Genomic DNA, 18458 nt, shown 5'->3' on the forward strand with positions numbered 1-18458 from the left:
TCAGCACAAACACTCTCGCCGCCAAGCCAAACGCTACCAACGCATCCGCACCCCAAGACTGCCAATGATCCCGTTCAAATCATTGTCATCGACATCACTGCTGTAATCGGCACTGACATACAGACTCACTGCCGGCGTCACCCGCGCCACCAGGCCCAAGCCCAATTCAACGGTAGATGACTTGCGGCTGCTGCTGATCTTGTCGACCTGATCCAGTGTCACGGTATTGCCGGTGTACACCGTGTGCCAGAGGTTGGTGCGCACATAGGGCTCGACCGGCAGGCCGTTCAAATCGTAACTGCCTTTCAAGCGTGCGCCGACACGACCGCTCCATGCCGTCAGATCGGCGGAAGAGGCATTGCCCGAGCCGGCGTAGGGCGTGTCGAGGGTGATGCGTTGATTGATCAGTTGCGCCTGCGGTTCGACCACCCAGTTTTCACTCAGGCCGATCGGATAACCGCCTTCGACCGAAAAAGTCATGGCGCTGCCTTCGGTGGCTTGCCGCGCGCCTTGGCCGTTGCGGCTAAAGCCACTGACCCGGCCGCCGCTGGCGGATAAATCGACGTGCCAACCCTGCGCGCCGATCAGGCTGTAATAGGCGCCGAGGCTTTGGCCTTGCAGATTAAGCGTGTCACTGTTCGGGTCTGCCAGGGCGCGGCTGGTAAGCGGACCATTGCCATTGGCTTGAATCTGGTTGAGACCACCAATCAGGCCGATTTTCTGGGTATGGCTACCACTTTGCAGCGTCAACACAGCCGGGCCTTTGAAGTCGCCGCTGCCAGGCATCGCGTAACCCGACGACAACACATCGGTTTGTGCCTGACGGGCACTTCTGCCATACAGCTCATCCCAGGCCGACGGTGCGAGGTCTTCGGTGATCAGGCGCGTGCCCTGCAGGTCTGGACGTGGACTGAGGCGTTGCGGGCCTGGGGTAATGACCGTGGCGGGCAAAGTCATGACGGGAACGTCCGCGCGATACCACGGGGTCGTTTCATCCGACACAGGGCTGGCCTGCGCCTCCATGGATGAGCACAGCAGGATCGAACTCGACACTGTGCAGAAAGTGATTTTGATCTCGTGTGGGGTGATGGTGGGCGTTTTCATGGAGGTCTACCTTGCAGGCGCATGCGGTATCTCGAGTTTGGCGTCTCTCCTACCCCGAACGAGGGGCGACCGAATGGAGCGGGGCGAACCCTGACCGCTCGATTTCGCGAGTGTCCGAAGGCTCGTCCCGGGTAGTGATTCCGGGGGTAGTAAGGTAGAGATAAGAAGACTGGAAGGCGCCCGTCAAGAAATTGAACGATGAGCGGTAGTGGTAAAGCAGCGTTTGCAAGCGTTTGTTTTTCTGCACATAACTAAGTTGTTGTTTGCATGGTAAAACGCAGTGAAAGCCCCGAGGTAGAGAGGTTTAATTGCCGACGGAAGGTCTACCAGCTAATCCGCACACCCAGATTGCCTACCACGCCGCGCAGGTCATTGCTGTCAATATTGCTGGTGTAATCGGTACTGGCGTACACACTGACGGCGCGATCGAGGGTCAACACGACGCCCAGGCCAATGTCTGCTGTCGAGGATTTCTGTTCGGTGGTAATGACATCGCTGGTGCCGAATGTCACCGAGTCAGTTCCGGAAAACGTATGCCATAGATTGGCGCGCAGGTACGGTTCCACCGGCAAACCGCTGACTTGATAACGACCCTTGAGGCGCGCACCGAGACGGCCGGTCCAGGCACCGTCGGAATCGAACGAGACGCGTGAAATACCATCGTCCTGGCTGTCGAGGGAGATTTTCTGGTGGATGACCTGCGCCTGCGGCTCGATTACCCACGTATCACTGATCGGCAATGGATAACCGGCTTCGGCCGACAAGGTCAGCGCGTGCCCACGATTGTCCAGTTTTACCCCGCGATCGGAATGGTTGTCGCCGTCGAAACGCGTGCCCATCACCACGGTGTCGACGTACCAGCCGTAGGGATCCGTGAGCGTCCAGTACAGGCCATAGCTGTCGCCTTCGAGTTTGATCTTGCCAGCGCTGTTGTGCTGGAAGCCCTCGTTGAAACCGTCGACATCACCCTGCAAACGGCTGTGGCCGACAAAGAACCCCACGCGCTGGTGCTGGCCACTGGAATTCTGCGAACTGAACAGATCGTTGCCGACCTGAAAGCCATTGAGTGAGCCGTCCAGACGCGGAGTCACCGTACCGGCCCAGGTCTGCTCGAGGTTCTTGCCGTAGACCCGGCCCCAACCGGCGCCAAATGCGCCGGTTTCGCTGAGCAGGCGCTGCTCGCCCTGACGATCATGAAACGTTCCCAGTGCATTCAGCGTCAGTTGCGCGGCAGCGGGCGGCAACACCGACCAGGTCGGTACTTCCGGGCGATACAGGGGAATTGGCGCGGCACCGGCCACGGCGGCAGGTAACACCGGCAGCGAGGCGATGGACAGCGCTTCGCCGGGCGCGCCGTCGAGCGGGGTGATGGCCGCCGCAATGGGCGTGGCCACGACTGGAACCAGAAGCGGCGGTAATGCCGGATCGGGATTGGGCACGCTCATCAATTGCGGTGCGACAACGGCTGAGCGCAGATACCAGTTATTCTCGGTGCCGGCGGTGACGCCCCCCTTGAACAGGTAGTAATCGTAAGCGCCGGCAGACACCGGGCCGCTGAGAGTAAACGCCGTATTGCTGCTGACAGCGCTGCCTTGTGCCTGCACCAGTTCAATGCCATTGACCTGAGTCAGTGCGCCCAGACCGCCGACGTTGCTGACACTGATGACCGTCGACCCGCCAAGGCTGCCGTTGTTGATGATCAGTCTGTCGCTTGCCGAATCATCACCAGCAACGGCGCTTTGCAGCAGTAACTGACCACGATTACCGACGTAGTTGCCTTGCACGGTCAGTGTGTCGTTGGTGCGGCTGTTGCCTTGTGTCAGGTCGATGATCCCGGCGTTGTTGAGCGTCACGTTTTGTCCCGCCAGCGCTGGCGCAACGCTGCCCTGAGTGGAAAACAGTGTGCTGCTGGCGTCGATGTTCAACGCGCCCGTGCCGGTTCCCGCGTCACCCAGCACCAGGCTGGACGAACCCAGATCAAGCTGCGAGGCATTGCTCAGGTTGACTGTTTCCCAATTGATAAGGCGTACAGGCAGGGCGGTGCGCGTGTTGTCCAGCGTCAACGTATCAGTACCGACGCCGCCATCAATGCTGGGCGTCAGCGCAAGAATGCTGTCGTCCAGATTACGCAGGGTGGCCGTGTCATTGCCGATGTCCATCAGGATCGCCGAGCGGATAATCCCGCCGCCGTCCCACATGAAAGCGTCATCACCGACGCTGGCGCGAATCTCGCCGACGATTTCCCCACCACTGACGGTGATGCTGTCGTTACCGCCGCTGACACTGATGTTGCCGCCGATGCGGCCGCCGGAAACGATGATCGTATCGGTGCCGAACCCGGTCACCAGATTGCCGAAAATCTGCCCGCCCGACAGGTTGAAAATATTGTTATCGAGTTTCATGTCGACCCGGCCGATCGTGCCGCCGGTCATGCGTGCGACATCACCGTCCTCGAAAGCGCCGACGATGGTGCCGCCGGTCATCAGGAACGTATCGCGGCTATCGCCTTGGGCCAGTGAACCGATAGACCCGCCATTGATGACGAAATCATCGACGCCGTTGCCCTGACTGACCGCGCCGGTGATCACGCCGGAATTGATCTCGACCCGGTCGGCACCTGCGCCGAAAGTTACGCCGCCATTGATCTGGCCAGTGCTGTTGGCGGGGAGGGTCAGGCTGTTGTTGCCGGCGAGATCCGTCAGTGAACTGCTGGTGCCGCTGTCACAGGTGAAGTTGTCATTGCCAGGCCCCGGCACAAGCGTGCAGGCCGCTGAAACGGGTTGGAGGATCAATAACAGCAAGGAAGCGGGCAGGAACAAAACGTGCGGTAGTGTCCGCAGAGGCGTGGAGTAGCGCGGCATGGTCATTCCCTACGGCAAATTCGGGGGGAATTCATCCTTGGGTATGCCATGGGTCCGGCATCGTTTACAGCTGATGCCTTACATCAACTCCATGACCTAACAGATTGAATGCGCTACTCCCTGAGCTGATTTAGGTGTAGATGGTTTTCCTCGCGGTTCAAGCGGGGCTGACAGACGGTCTTGTCAGAATCGCGCTTACAAATGCACTTCCACCGCCAGCGGCAAGTGATCGGAGAGATGCGTCCACGGCTTGTTGCCGAGGATCCGGGGATCATGACTGCTGGCATTGCGCAGGTAGATACGGTCCAGTCGCAACAGTGGAAAGCGTGCCGGATAAGTCTTGGCCGGGCGCCCGTGATGCCGCTCGAAGGCTTCGTGCAGATAGTCGCGACGGGCGAGGGCGACGTTGCCCTGAAGTTGCCAGTCGTTGAAGTCGCCGGCAATGATCACAGGGGCGTCGTCGGGCAGCGATTCGAGCAGTTGGCAAAGCAGCTGCAGCTGCAATTGCCGATGACTTTCGAGCAGGCTTAAATGCACGCAGATCGCATGCACTTCGGCATGCCCCGGTACATCGAGCACGCAGTGCAACAGGCCGCGCCGTTCGGGTCCGGTGATCGAGACATCGAGGTTGCGGTATTCACGGATCGGGTATTTCGACAACAGCGCATTGCCGTGGTGGCCGTCGGGGTAGACGGCATTGCGTCCGTAGGCGAAATCGCTCCACATGCTGTCGGCGAGAAACTCGTACTGCGAGGTTTGCGGCCATTCGTTGTAGCGGCTGGAATGACGCTCGTGTTCACCGACCACTTCCTGCAAGAACACCAGATCGGCCGAGGTACTGCGCACCGCTTCACGCAGTTCCGGAAGGATGAAGCGCCGATTCAGCGCGGTAAAACCTTTGTGGGTGTTGACCGTCAGCACCCTGAGACGATGGATGACGGGCGCGTCGACTACATGACGCTCGGGATCGCTGGACACGGTGACTCCTCTGGATAGCGGTCGGCTTATTCATGCGACTGATGGGGAGGGGCGGCAGTTCCTTTTGCTTGGGGGCGCCATTCATCTGTAGAAGCTGTCGAGTGAAACGAGGCTGCGATCTTTTGCTTCTGCTTCTGCAGATCAAGATCAAAAGATCGCAGCCTTCGGCAGCTCCTCCAAGGTACTTGTCAGACGAAGACGATTTCGTAGGGCAAACGCATCCTCTCAAGAATCACCGGCGGCAACATTGGCGCGATGCCGATGGCCGGCTCACCCTTCAGCTGGCTGGCGTAAGCATGGGTGGCGTGGCTCTTGCGGGCGACGGTCCAGGTGTCGAGGCGCAGCTTGCGCGCGCGCTGCCAGGGGATCAGCGCGTGATCGCGTTCCGGCCAGTGCCAGGCCCAGACCGGCACGTCGTGATAGCTGGCGCCAGCCAGCTCGGCAGCCTTGGCACTGGCGCGGCCGACGACTTCATGGTCGTCATTGCTGTCCTCGCGCCAGGTACTGAACACCACGTCGCCGGGGCGCAGGTAGCGGCCGATGAAGTCGGTCAGCTGGCGTTCCTGATCCAGCAGCGCGTTATCGGTGAAACCACCGCGTACCCACTTCAAACTGTGCATGGGCAAGCCCAGGCGCCGCAGGGCTTCGACACTTTCCTGCGGACGGAACACGCTCAGGCGTTTCTCCGACCATTGACGTGAACCGGGGTGGCTGGCGCTGCCGTCGGTGATCGACAGCAGTTGCAACGGATGGCCGAGGCTGGCGAGCAATTGCAGAAGGCCGCCGCAAGTCACCACTTCATCACCGGGATGCGGGGCGATCACCACGGCGCGCGCGCCAGGGGGAACCAGGCTTTGGGTGGCGATGACCGGAATATTGTCGAGTTGCGCGGCGCTGTTCCAGATCTGCCCGTTCGGGCTGTTTTCGCTGAGAAATAACGGTTTCATGGGGGATGACGTCCTTGTTGAGTCTGGCCCTCAGTCGTGCTTGCAACCTCGATGGTTGTCGCGAACGACCCGTGAAGGCGGGGTAAATGCCATGCGACGCTCCGAACCCTGGATTGCCGCGCAGCAGAGTATTGCTCATGAAGTACAGTTCGTCGCGTTACAGATCAATCTGATCCGGATTTATTTGTCAAAGCTGTGCCAGATTTCGCAGGTAGTCGCCAAATCCGCCACGGGCGCGGCTGTCGAGGCGGGCGCTGGTATGCACTCGCGGGCGATGGCTCCAGGCGATGTCGGCACCGGACAATTGCAGTTGCCGGACCAACTGCACATCTTCATCGCACACCAGCGGCGGGAAGCCTCCGGCCCAGCGATAGGCGTCGGCGCTGATGCCGAGGTTGGCACCGTGGATGTGCCGATGGTCATCGCGGGCCTGATACTGGCTGTGATAGCGAATTTGCGCGGCTTCGGCGAACGACTCAGGCCAGTGTTCGACCGTCACGGTGCCACACACCGCGTCTGCCCCCAGGCCCAGTTGCGCCACCAGCCAATCGTCGGCCACGCGACTGTCGGCATCCGAGCAGGAGATCCAGCGGGCACCGCGCTCCAGCAGAACCTGCGCCCCGGCGGCACGCGCCTGACCGACATTGCGCGCCTCAATGTGCAGGCTCTGCACCGGGTAACGGCTGACAATCTGCGCCGAGCGATCGGTGCAACTGTCGAGCACCACCAACACCTCGACCCGCTCACCAGCCAGCAGTCCGTGCCTGCTGGCGCGCATCGCTGCGCTCAGGCAATCGTCGAGCAGCGCCTCTTCGTTGTGCGCCGGGATCAGGATGCCGATCATCGCAAACCCTCCAGTGCCGCCACTGAACGTGGCTCGCGGCTCCACACCTCAAGAATGAAATCGGCTTCCTGATGCAGCGCCAGTCGCGGCAGATGCAATTGTTCGTGGATCAGGTCGTGTACCTGTCGCGCATTCAGCGGGCAGTCATCGATCGGCGGCCGCCAGTGGCAGGCGAGCAATTGACCGTCAGCGGTCAGGCTGTGACTGATCCGACGGATCACTTCTGTCAGATCCTTGCTGTCGAGGTAGTAGCCGATTTCGCTAAATACGATCAGGTCGAATTTTTCCTCCGGCCAGTCGTCCGGCAAGCGGTTTTGCCGGACTTCGGCGTGATCGAACAGGCTTAGTCGGGTACGCGCCAGACTGACGGCCGCACTCGCCGTGTCGCAACACAGCAGACGGTCGCAACGACCTGCCAACTCGGCGCTCAATTCACCATTGGCGCAGCCCGGTTCGAAAATCGCCCGATAGTGCGCACGCGGCAGGGCGGCGAGAGTGATTGCGCGTTTGCGCTGTTCGTACCAGCGCTGGCGAAACGCCCACGGATCATCGTTGCCGGCAAACAGCCCTTCGAAATAGCGGTCTTCGACGCTCACAAGAACACCACTTCGAACGGTTGCAGCAGCCGGTCCAGCACGTAAGGCGCAAGCACCGGCGCCAGTCCGGATTCGGCGTCGCCCTCCAATTGGCTGGTGAAAGCGTGCACGGCGTGACGCTTGCGCGCGATTTGCTCGGGAGACAGGAGAATCTTGCGCGCCCGCTGCCATGGCACCAAAGCGTCTTCCGGCGTTGCCCAGTGCCAGGTCCATACCGGCAGTTCGTGGCAGGTCGCACCGACAAGCCGCGCCGCTTCGGTACTGGCGCGGCCGACGGCTTCATGGTCGCAATGGCCATCTTCGCTCCAGGTGGTGAAGAGCACATCGTTGGCGCGCAGATGCCGCTGGATGAAGGCGCGCAAGGCGGGTTCTTCAGCGGCCACCTGTGTGTCAGTGAAACCCGCGCGCAGCCACTTCAAACGATGCATCGGCAGGCCGAGACGGCGCAGGGCCTCGGCGGACTCCTGCGCACGCACCACGCTCAGCCGTGCCACCGGCCAGCGCGCGGAGCCGGGATGGCTGGCACTGCCATCGGTGACCGAGATCAGTTGCAGCTCACGCCCGGCAGCGGCAAGCCGTTGCAGAAAACCGCCGCAGCCGAGCACTTCATCGTCTGGATGCGGCGCGACAATCACCGCGCGTGAGCCAGGCGGCACCAGACTAAGGATGTCGATGCTGTCGAGCTCCGCCAGATGTCGTGAGCTTTGCCATTGATGCAGGGATGTTCCCTGGCCGACGATTGGATTGGTTCTCATAGCGTCCATACCTCATCCGATTGCGCGGTGATCAGTTGGCCGAGGGCGGCGAGATCGCGTTCGGCGTGGCTTTGCCGCAGAAACACCGGCAGATCGGCGATCAACCGGGCGAAATGCCGGTCTTTGCAAAAAGGCCCGGCACCCAGGGCTCGGCCCACTTCGCGCATCACCTGTTCGGCCGATTGCTCGACCACCGCGCGGGCCCGCCGCGCGAGCAATTCGGCGTCGTCCTCGGGATGGGCATCGATGTGCAGTGCGCTGAAGCGCAAGACGTCAGCGCCAGCCTGCAAAGCCGTGTCGACCGCGCCGAGATGGGCGAGGGCGTGGGCTTCTTCGCGTCGCGCGCAGTGTTGGCGCAGACTTTCGCCAAGCTGCCGTGCGGCACCGTACCAGCAGGCAGCGATGCCGATCCCGCCCTGCCAGAAACCCGGGCGTTGCAGATAGTCGCCAGGGTTGCCGATCGCCTGTGCTTCGGCGCCTTCGAACACCACTTCGACGCTGCCGGTCGCCGCCATGCCCACCGCTTGCCAACCCTGATCGGTGATGGTCACGCCCGGTTGATCGAGGGCGACGGCGACCAGTTGCTGCTGATCGTCAGCGTCCCACGCGGTCAGCAGGGCATGGCTGAGTACCGCCGCGCCAGAACACCAGGCTTTGCGCCCGTGCAGCGCGACCATGTGCCCGGCCGCCGAAACCTTGACCCGAGCCTGCGGCGGCTCCGCAGCCCACATGCCCCACGTACTGCCGGGCGTCGGCGAACCGCCCAGTTGCTCGATGATTGCCAGTGCGTCGGTGTGCCCCTCGAAGAGTTTGCACAGGCCCAGATCATGCCCGCCGACATCGGCCAAGTGCTGAAAACGTTCCAGGGTGCGACCGCTGCCGGGTAGCGGCAAACGGTCATGCCCGGCCTCGACCATCGCCCGCAGGCAACTGCCGAGGGCGGTGGTATTGGCGTAGTCCGGCGGGCGCCGGGCGAGATAGCTGTGCAAGTCCATATCAATCTTCTTCTTCGTGTTGCAGCTCGAACAGCAGCAGTGAGCGCCCGGTGACGGAATATTCATGACCGAAATCGAAACGTTCCTGACCGCGAATCGACGGCTGATTGGTGTCGATCATGCACGTCCAGAAACCGCCGTCAGGCACTTGCGGCAAGGTGAAATTGACGATGTCGTGGTGCGCGTTGACCACCAGCAGCAGCGTCGCGTCGCCACCTTTGCGGCGAATCCCGGTTTCCTGCGCGCGACCATCGAGCAACATGCCGAGACAGCGATTGTGTGCGTCATGCCAATGCTCGGTGGTCATCTCGGTGGCGTCCGGCGCCAGCCAGGTGACGTCCTTGACGCCGATGTCTTCGTTGTATTCGCCGACCAGAAAACGCCCGCGTCGCAGAATCGGATAGGCCAGACGCAACTTGATCAGACGTTTGACGAATTTCAGCAGCGCCTTGCCATCCTCGCTCAGGTCCCAGTTGACCCAACCGATCTCGCTGTCCTGGCAATAGGCGTTGTTGTTGCCGTCCTGGGTGCGGGCGAATTCATCGCCGGCGACGATCATCGGTGTGCCCTGAGAGAGCAGCAGGGTGGCGAAGAAATTGCGCATCTGACGATGGCGCAGCGCGTTGATCTCGGGATCGTCGGTCGGCCCTTCGACGCCGTGGTTCCACGATAGATTGTTGTTGCTGCCGTCCTGATTGTTCTCGTCGTTGGCTTCGTTGTGCTTGTCGTTGTACGAAACCAGATCGTTGAGGGTGAAACCGTCGTGCGCGGTGATGAAGTTCACCGACGAATACGGCCGGCGTCCGCGCTGATTGAACATCTCGCCGGAGGCGGTCATGCGGCTGGCGAAGTCTGCAACCTGACCGTCATCACCTTTCCAGAACGCGCGCACGGTGTCACGGAACTTGTCGTTCCACTCGACCCAGCCCGGCGGGAAGTTGCCGACCTGATAGCCACCGGGGCCACAGTCCCACGGCTCGGCGATCATTTTCACCTGACGCAGCACCGGGTCCTGACGGCAGGCCACGAGGAAGCTGTGACGCTCGTCAAAACCGTCGTGATAGCGGCCGAGAATCGTCGCCAGGTCGAAGCGGAAACCGTCGACGTGCATTTCCGTGGCCCAGTAACGCAGCGAGTCGGTGACCATTTGCAGCACGCACGGGTGGCTCAGGTCCAGCGTGTTGCCAGTGCCGGAATCGTTGATATAGAAGCGCTTGTCGTCGGGCATCAAGCGGTAGTAGGAGGCGTTGTCGATGCCGCGCATCGACAGGGTCGGGCCTTGCTCGTTGCCCTCGGCGGTGTGGTTGTAGACCACGTCGAGAATCACTTCGAGGTTGGCTTCGTGCAGGTGCGCGACCATTTCCTTGAACTCGGCGATTTTGCCGCTGGCCAGGTAGCGCGGGTCGGGGGCAAAGAACGCGATGCTGTTGTAGCCCCAGTAATTGGTCATGCCTTTGTGCAGCAGATGCTGGTCGTTGACGAAGGCGTGGATCGGCAGCAACTCGACCGACGAAACGCCGACGCTGCGAATGTGTTTGAGTACATCGTCATTCATCAGACCGGCAAAGGTGCCGCGCACGTTTTCCGGCACCGAGGGGTGACGCATGCTGATGCCGCGCACGTGGGTTTCGTAAATGATGGTTTTGTCCCACGGCACACTGACACGCTGGTCGTTGCCCCAGGTGTGTGCGGGGTCGATGACTTTGCATTTGGGCACGAAAGGCGCGCTGTCGCGTTCATCGAAACTCAGGTCGGCATCGGGATGGCCGATGGTGTAGCCAAACAGTGCCTCGGACCATTTGAGCTGGCCGACCAATTGTTTGGCGTAGGGGTCGATGAGCAACTTGTTGTGGTTGAATCGGTGGCCGTTGGCCGGGTCGTACGGGCCGTAGACACGGTAGCCGTAGATCAGCCCCGGGTGCGCATCGGGCAAGTAGCCGTGGTAGATCTCGTCGGTGTATTCCGGCAGTTCGATGCGTTCGAGTTCGACTTCGCCGGCATCGTCGAAGATGCACAGTTCGACTTTGGTGGCGTTGGCGGAAAACAGCGCGAAGTTGACCCCCAACCCATCCCAGGTCGCACCAAGCGGGAAGGGCAGGCCTTCACGGATTCTCGACGGCTCGGCGTGCGCGGTGGGCTCGGGTTTGTTTGGACGGGTCATGATTGCTCCTGCAAAACGGGTAATTTCTGGGCTTACACATCCCCGTGCAGGAGTGAGCCTGCTCGCGATAGCGGTCTATCAGGCGACATCGATGTCGAATGTCAAATGGCTATCGCGAGCAGGCTCACTCCTACAGGGGATTGGTGGGTTTCTTGAGGACGAACGCGTCCTCGGTGGCGAGCGAGCCCGCCACACGGTCATTCAGTTCAATCGTCGTTAAAGCTTTAGATCGCCGAAGGCTTGCGCGGCGCTCGGGGCTTTTTCTCGGCGGCTTTTTCGCCCGGGGGAATCACTTTGGCGGCGCTGGCGGGCTTGGCTTTCAACGCAGGTTTCGGTTTGGCGGCCGGCGCCTTGGTTTCGGCAGTCTTGCCAGCGGTTTTGCTGCCAGCCGCTTTCGGTGGCTTTTTCGGGGCCAGCGCCTCGGCTTCGGCCAGTTTGCGCGCCATCTCCCAGTGGCGTTCTTCCTGACCGTCGGGCTGACCTTCCGATTCCCAGATCTGATAGGCGAATTCGCGAATGCGTTTATCGTCGGTACTCATCGCAATGCTCCTGAACTGAACTCATGCTTACGTTAAGTGTTGGATAAAGAGATTGACCGGGACATCCCCCAGCGCGTCGCTGATATTCAGCTCCCTGTTTTTTGTGACTGCGCTGCTTGAAAAAAGTCCCTTCAGGTTTGTGTCAGAGGCGGCGAACGGTAAAACCACCCGCGTATCGCCCCAGCGCAGCGCATCGACCTGAGGTACAGCACCGTTTTCCAGCAGCGTGGCGCAACGGATCGGCACGATCACGATGGCCTGCTTCCCCTCGTGCTCGCGGGCAAACGCGAGCACGTTGTGCGCCTGACTGCCGAGCACTTCCAGGGCTTGGTAGCTGCCACGCCGAAACAGCTCGGCATGCTCGACGCGCAGGTTCAGCACCTGGGCGATCAAGGCTTGTTTGATACGCCCGTCACGCCAGTTCGCCAGCAACTCCACAGGTGGCAATGGCTCCTGCAAGGCTCGCTCGCGAGCGGCGTAATCCACTGGCCGGCGATTGTCCGGATCGACCAGGCTGAAATCCCAGAACTCGTTGCCCTGATACAGATCCGGCACCCCCGGCACGGTCATGCGCAGCAAGGTTTGCGCCAAACCATTGAGCGCGCCGGCAGCGGCGATGCTGTTGACGGTCTTGCTCAGCGCGGCGCGCAGCAGTTCACCTTCTTCTCCGGTAAGGAGTTTTTCGGTGAACGCTTGCGCGGCGTTTTCATAGGCTTCGTTCGGCGCACTCCAACTGCTTTGCAGCTTGGCTTCCCGCAACGCCTTCTGCTGCCATTGCCAGATACGTTTGGCGTAGTCGGCGAACCCGGCCTGATCGTCATCGCGCAGTTGCAGCGGCCAACTGCCGAGCAAGGCTTGATAGAGGATCAGTTCATCGCCACTCGACGGCATTTGCTCGTCAACCCGAACGGGGCGGGCGAGGGCGCGCCACAATTCGATCTGCTCCGCGTACCAATGGCTGCGCTCGCTGAGCACGGCCAGCCGCGCACGGGTGTCTGCGCCGCGTTTATGGTCGTGGGTGGCGGTGGCCAGCAGGTTGTCGGGAAATTCATCCAACCGTTGCTGATTGACCGCATGAAAGTCGCTGACCGGCGCGCTGAACTGCTCGGTGTTGTAGCCGACATCGTTACGCGACAGCAGCACGGCCGAGCGATACAGCGCGGTGTCCTCCACGGCTTTGGCCGCTGCCGGTGAGGTCAGTTGCTGAAAGCGTACGCAGGCATGCTTGAGAATCTTCCGTGAACGCCCGCGCGGTTTGCGCCGCCACGGCGTGCCACCGAGCCAACTCGCCACGCAGTCGAGCACCGGCCAGTCGCCTTCGCTGAGGGTTTGCCGGGCACCGTCCATGGCCTGCTGGAAAAACCCCTCGTCCTGCGCCGAGCGGCCCATGGCGCTGATGTAAGTGCGATACACCGGGAAGTGCACGATCAATGCCTGCAACACCCGGCGGATCGCGCCCAGCGTCAGGTCGCGGGTCATCAGGTCATCGCGGGCGACTTGCAGCAGGGCCTGAGCGACGCTTTCGCAGTCACTGGCGAGCGAGCCGTTGAGGATCTGCTGACGCGCCAGTTGCGCTTCTTCGATGAACGCGGCGGGGCGTTCGGTGCGGCGTTGCCAGAGATCACCGAGGACGTATTCGCCGTCCGGATCGTGTTGCAGCAGCGATAGTTGATTCATGAACTCGTAACCGGTGGTGCCATCCACCGTCCAGTCGCGGCGCGGGGTTTCACCGGCGCCGAGGATCTTCTCGACGTAGATCGGCAAGTGCCTGCCCGGTGCCAGCCGATCGACGCGCCGGCGCAGTTTGCGGCAGTAGCCGCGCGGGTCGGCGAGGCCGTCGATGTGGTCGATGCGCAAGCCGTCGACCAGCCCTTCGGCGATCAACTGGAAGATCTTGCCGTGGGTGGCTTCGAACACCGCGGGGCGTTCGACGCGCAGGCCGCCGAGCTCGTTGATGTCGAAAAAGCGCCGCCAGTTGATGTCATCCGCTGCGGTGCGCCAACTGGCGAGGCGATAGCTTTGCCGTTCGAGCAATTGATGCAACTGCTGGAAGCCTTCTGCCGTGGTCGAGTCGTAATGCTCAAGGTTGCGCTGAATCGCGGCAAGGATCTGCGGGTCGCGCGCCAGTTGCCGCAACTCGTCCTTCAGCGGGATCGCCAACGCATGCGCATCGGTCTGGTAACTCAGCGTGCTGAAGCGATCCGCGAGGGGTTTCAGCGCTTCCGCGGGCTTCAGCAACTCGCCGTAATCGTTCGGGCAGATCGGGAAGTGATGATCATAATGCTCGACATGGAAACTGCCTGCCTGCGCATTGAAACGCAGTTTCAGCGTGCCCTCCTGCAACGCGACCCCGTAATCGCTGCCAAGAAACGGCAGCAACAACTGGCCTTCCATTAACGGGTCGGGCGAGTGCCACTGAATGTCGAAGAACTCGCCATAAGGGCTCAGCCGCCCCCACTCCAACAGGTCGAGCCACCACGGATTGTCGCTGCCGCCGACGGCCATGTGATTGGAGACAATATCGAGGATCAGCCCCATGTTGTGTTCGCGCAGGGTGCTGACCAAACGCCGCAACGCCGCTTCGCCGCCGAGCTCCGGGTTGACCTGGGTCGGATCGACCACGTCGTAGCCGTGCATCGAGCCGGCACGCGCGGCGAGTAGCGGCGAGGCATAAATGTGGCTGATGCCGAGCCGGGCAAAGTACGGTACCAGTGGCACCGCTTGTTCGAGGGTGAAGCCTTTATGAAACTGCAGACGCAACGTCGCGCGCAGTGGCTGGATGAGCGCTTGGTTCATTGGTCACGCTCGGCCGCCTGAAGGCGCGCGCACGCCAGTAACTCAAGCCGTCGCGCAGCGTCGTCGCTATCGAGCAACGCTTCGCTGGTACCGGGCAAGCGCCGCGACCAGTTCGGGTGTGTGTCGATGGTACCGGGCAGGTTCGCCTGTTCGTTGATACCCAGCGCGTCTTCCAGTGGCAGCAACACCAAGGGGGCGCGGGTATGGCCAAGGAAGCGCACAGCGGCATCGACTACTTGATCGGCCTCGTGGGATTCCTCGCGAAAGTTTTGCGGATCCTGGCTCAAGGCGCTGCGCAAACCTTCGCGCTCACGCTGGCGATGATGGCGCCATTCGATTTCACCGTTGGCATCGACAAAATCCAGGCGCGCGTTCCAGTCGATGTCGCGGCCATGCCACCAGCCATTGAGTGTTGGCAGGTCGTGGGTGCTGGTGGTGGCGAGGGCGTTGTCCGGCCAGTCGAGGATGGGCTTGAAGTGACAGTTGTCCTGTTCGAACAGCAGCACGCGCATGCCGAGCATCGAGCGGGCGATGAGTTTCTCGCGCAGGCCATCGGGCACGGTGCCGAGGTCCTCACCGAGGACAATCGCCTGATGACGATGGGATTCGAGGGTCAGCAAACGCAGCAAGTCATCAACCGGGTAGTACAGATAAGCGCCGTCGGCCGGCACCGCGCCATTGGGAATCACCCACAGGCGTTGCAGGCCCATCACATGGTCGATGCGCAGACCGCCAGCGTGGGCGAAATTGGCCCGGAGCATGTCGATGAACGCGCGAAAGCCATTACGGATCAGGCCTTCGGGGGAGAACGCGGAAATGCCCCAGCCCTGACCGGAGCGGTTGAGGATATCGGGCGGCGCACCGACGGTCAGCGAGGCGAGTAGTTCGTCCTGAAAGCTCCAGGCCTGGCTGCCAGCGCCATCGGCCCCGACCGCCAGATCGGCGATCAGACCAATGCCCATGCCGGCACTGCGTGCGGCGGTTTGCGCACGTTCCAGGCAGCGGTGGATCAGCCATTGGCAAAAAGCGAAATAGCCGATGCGCTCGGCATATTCTTCGGCGAAGGCTTCGAGCGCCGCGCCGCGTGGGTCGTGCCAGTGTTCCGGCCATTGCCGCCAGTCGAGGTTCTCGCCACGGGCGGCGCGCATTTCCTGAATCGCTTCGAAACGGCAGTGGTTTTCCAATGCTTCGCCACCGGCGTGACGGAAACTGGCGAAGTCCGGGTGCAGCGGATGCTCACCGGCGATGAAACCTTCATACAACGCTTGCAGGAGTTTCTGCTTGGCGTCGGCGGTGCTCGGCCAGTCGATCAGCGTCAGGTCTTCCAGTTGCGCGAACTGCTCGGCCAGGCCGGCCGCGTCGATCGCATCACGTAAGGCGCGCTCACCGAGAATGGTCCCGGGTGCTGCGTAAAGAGAATTGAGGAACAACCGACTGGATGGCGAATAAGGGCTGTAGCGTCCGTTATCGGCGTTGAACATGGCGTGCAGCGGGCTGATCGCCACCGCATCGGCGCCGCGTTCACCGGCCACGCGCACCAGGTCTTCCAGCGCCTGAGTATCGCCGAATCCGCCGTCACCGGGGCGGCGCAGCGAATACAGCTGCGCACTCAGGCCCCAGACGCGGGGAATCGGATTATCCACTGCATCGCCGACGCTGAAGCAGCGCTCCGGGGCCACGGCCAAGGTGAAATACTGATCGCTGATGTGCACCTGTTGATAGCCGACCGGGATCAGCCCCGGCAATATCGCTTCGGAATCGAGTTTCAGATTCAGCCGCGAGCCGTCTTCAAGGTGAATTTCACACGGCGTTTGCGGGGCGAAATAACGCGCCAGATCGACGCCGACACCGACATCGGCGGTCAACAACGGCGGCAAGTGGCGATCTTGTTGAACGGCTTGCAGTTCCAACAGGCTGGCGTCGATTTCCTGCGCCGTGCTGGCGGGGTGACCGAGGCCGATCAGGACATTGCGCAGCACCGCCGGAGCGACTTTTTGCGGGCGGCCGTTGGCGTCGATCCAGTCGACGGCAAGGCCGGCGCGGCTTGCAAGAATTTCCAGTTGCGCATCGCTCATAGGCGCTCTCCATTCAGAGGTTGCAAAGGGGTTGCGGCCGTGAGGCTGACAAGCGCGCAATACGCGGGCAGTACGCCCGATTCCGATAGATCGACGGTGGGTGGCTGTTGAAACAACCACACGGCCTCGGTCTGTGGAGGGTTGACCACTGGCGTGTCGCTGAGGTTCAGGTCAATTCGCAGCTCGCTGCCATTGCCCAGACGCCAGCGCGCACTGACCGCGCCATAACCGAGCATATGCGCGCCGAGCGCTTGCGTGCCGGACAGATGGGGAATGATGTATTGATGGCGAAATTGCAGGAGCTTTTGGTAGAGCGCGAGGGTTTCCTGCTGTTTTTCGCTGCCATGACCGATCAACCTTGGCTGTGAAGCGTGGAAGGTTTTTTCGCCGTTCGGGTCGGGAATCTGCTCGCGCTTGTGCGGATCGGCGAAGGCGCTGAACGCGGCGAATTCATTGCGCCGACCCTCGCGCACCCGTTCCGCCAGTTCGCCGTGGTGACTGGTGAAAAACAGGAATGGCTGCTCGGCGGCGAACTCGTCACCCATGAACATCAGCGGAATCATCGGTGACAGCAGCAACAACACGGTCGCTGCCTGCACCGCGCGCGGATCGGCCAGATGATGCAGGCGCTCGCCGAATGCACGGTTACCGATCTGATCGTGGTTTTGCAGGAACAGCACGAACGCCGTGGAGGGCAGGTGTTCGCTGGGCTCGCCGCGCGGTTCGCCATGGCGGGTGATGTGGCCCTGGAAGACAAAACCCTGACTGAGGCAGCGCGCCAATTGTTCGGTGGGTTGTGCGGCATAGTCGGCGTAGTAGGCGTCGGTTTCGCCGGTGAGCAGCACGTGCAGGGCGTTATGGCCGTCGTCGTTCCACTGCGCGTCGTAGTCGTATTCGAGCAGGCTCGACTGGTTCAGTTCGTTTTCCACGGTCAGCCAGACATGCCGGCTCGGGTCGATCTGCGCGCGGATGCGCTGGGCCATTACCGTGAGGAAATCCGGGTCTTCGATGGCATGCACCGCGTCCAGGCGCAGACCGTCGAAGCGGTATTCGAGCAACCACATCAGGGCGTTTTCGATGAAAAATTCCCGCACTTCGTCGCGGCGGAAATCGATCGCCGCGCCCCACGGCGTGTGTTTGTCCTCGCGGAAAAAACCTTTGGCGTAACGATGGAGGTAATTGCCGTCGGGGCCGAAGTGGTTGTAAACCACATCGAGAATCACCGCCAGGCCGTGGCCGTGGGCGCTGTCGATAAGGTGTTTGAGTTGTTCCGGCGTGCCGTAGGAGGCTTGCGGGGCGTAGGGCAAAACACCGTCGTAGCCCCAATTGCGTTCGCCGGGAAACTGCGCCAGCGGCATCAGTTCGATGGCGGTGATGCCCAGGCCCGCAAGGCGCGCCAGATGTTGTTCGACTTCCGCGAATCCCCCGAGCGCACCGACGTGCAACTCGTAGATCACCGCTTCGCTCCACGGCCGACCGTGCCAGGCCGTGTGTCGCCATTGATAAGCCAGCGGATCGACCACCACGCTGTGACGGTCGAGGTCGCCGTCCTGCGCCCTGGAAGCCGGGTCGGGCACCTCCAGTTCACCGTCGATGTTATAGCGATAACGCGAACCCGCCGCACAGCGGGTCTTGATCACGAACCAGCCATCTGCCTGAGGCAGCATTGGCAGGGACTGGCCGTTGTCCAGCTCGACACTGACGTAAAACGCATCCGGCGCCCACAGTGCAAACTGCGTGTGTTCGGCGTCCAGCATGATCGCGCCGTGGGGCCAGGTTTCAGTAGACCGTAACGGCATCGTTGAAA

The 18458-nt window shown here is 61.7% G+C and carries 13 protein-coding genes; all 13 read right to left on the reverse strand.

From position 1 onward, the window contains the following. Positions 1-33 precede the first annotated feature (33 nt). Positions 34-1104 carry an autotransporter outer membrane beta-barrel domain-containing protein gene (locus tag CQ009_RS18865; protein WP_105708134.1) on the reverse strand — a complete coding sequence of 357 codons (1071 nt, stop codon included), beginning with the start codon at positions 1102-1104 and terminating at the stop codon, positions 34-36. A gap of 323 nt (positions 1105-1427) precedes the next feature. Next, entirely contained in the window at positions 1428-3965 is a 2538-nt protein-coding gene (locus tag CQ009_RS18870) for an autotransporter outer membrane beta-barrel domain-containing protein (RefSeq protein WP_105708230.1), read from the reverse strand. Positions 3966-4160: 195 nt separating this feature from the next. Further along, positions 4161-4943 carry an endonuclease/exonuclease/phosphatase family protein gene (locus CQ009_RS18875; protein ID WP_064391082.1) on the reverse strand — a complete coding sequence of 261 codons (783 nt, stop codon included), beginning with the start codon at positions 4941-4943 and terminating at the stop codon, positions 4161-4163. Positions 4944-5131: 188 nt separating this feature from the next. Further along, positions 5132-5890, reverse strand: coding sequence for a PIG-L deacetylase family protein (locus CQ009_RS18880; protein WP_064391083.1), 759 nt, complete (start codon positions 5888-5890; stop codon positions 5132-5134). A gap of 187 nt (positions 5891-6077) precedes the next feature. Next, on the reverse strand, positions 6078-6734 hold the full coding sequence (locus CQ009_RS18885) for a glycosyltransferase family 2 protein (protein WP_064391084.1): 657 nt from the start codon (positions 6732-6734) through the stop codon (positions 6078-6080). Beyond that, a complete protein-coding gene (locus CQ009_RS18890) occupies positions 6731-7330 on the reverse strand; it encodes an SAM-dependent methyltransferase (protein WP_064391085.1) in 600 nt (199 codons plus the stop codon). Before CQ009_RS18890 ends, CQ009_RS18885 begins: the two co-directional genes overlap by 4 nt. Further along, positions 7327-8085, reverse strand: a complete 759-nt coding sequence (locus CQ009_RS18895; protein ID WP_064391086.1) for a PIG-L deacetylase family protein — start codon at positions 8083-8085, stop codon at positions 7327-7329. Before CQ009_RS18895 ends, CQ009_RS18890 begins: the two co-directional genes overlap by 4 nt. Beyond that, positions 8082-9080, reverse strand: coding sequence for an acyl-CoA dehydrogenase family protein (locus CQ009_RS18900; protein ID WP_064391087.1), 999 nt, complete (start codon positions 9078-9080; stop codon positions 8082-8084). Before CQ009_RS18900 ends, CQ009_RS18895 begins: the two co-directional genes overlap by 4 nt. A gap of 1 nt (position 9081) precedes the next feature. Beyond that, a complete protein-coding gene (gene glgX, locus CQ009_RS18905) occupies positions 9082-11241 on the reverse strand; it encodes a glycogen debranching protein GlgX (protein WP_064391088.1) in 2160 nt (719 codons plus the stop codon). 224 nt (positions 11242-11465) lie between these two features. Further along, positions 11466-11780: a DUF2934 domain-containing protein gene (locus tag CQ009_RS18915; RefSeq protein WP_064391089.1), complete on the reverse strand. Its 315-nt coding sequence runs from the start codon at positions 11778-11780 to the stop codon at positions 11466-11468. A 27-nt stretch (positions 11781-11807) separates the two neighbouring features. Then, a complete protein-coding gene (locus tag CQ009_RS18920; RefSeq protein ID WP_105708138.1) occupies positions 11808-14576 on the reverse strand; it encodes a malto-oligosyltrehalose synthase in 2769 nt (922 codons plus the stop codon). Next, complete coding sequence (gene malQ, locus CQ009_RS18925; protein ID WP_105708141.1) at positions 14573-16651, reverse strand: 4-alpha-glucanotransferase; 2079 nt, start codon at positions 16649-16651, stop codon at positions 14573-14575. The genes CQ009_RS18920 and malQ overlap by 4 nt, the downstream gene beginning before the upstream one ends. Then, entirely contained in the window at positions 16648-18450 is a 1803-nt protein-coding gene (treZ, locus tag CQ009_RS18930) for a malto-oligosyltrehalose trehalohydrolase (protein WP_105708143.1), read from the reverse strand. The genes malQ and treZ overlap by 4 nt, the downstream gene beginning before the upstream one ends. Between the last annotated feature and the right edge of the window lie 8 nt (positions 18451-18458).

This window comes from Pseudomonas sp. MYb2, assembly GCF_002979955.1.
In the GTDB taxonomy this organism is placed as follows: Bacteria; Pseudomonadota; Gammaproteobacteria; order Pseudomonadales; family Pseudomonadaceae; genus Aquipseudomonas.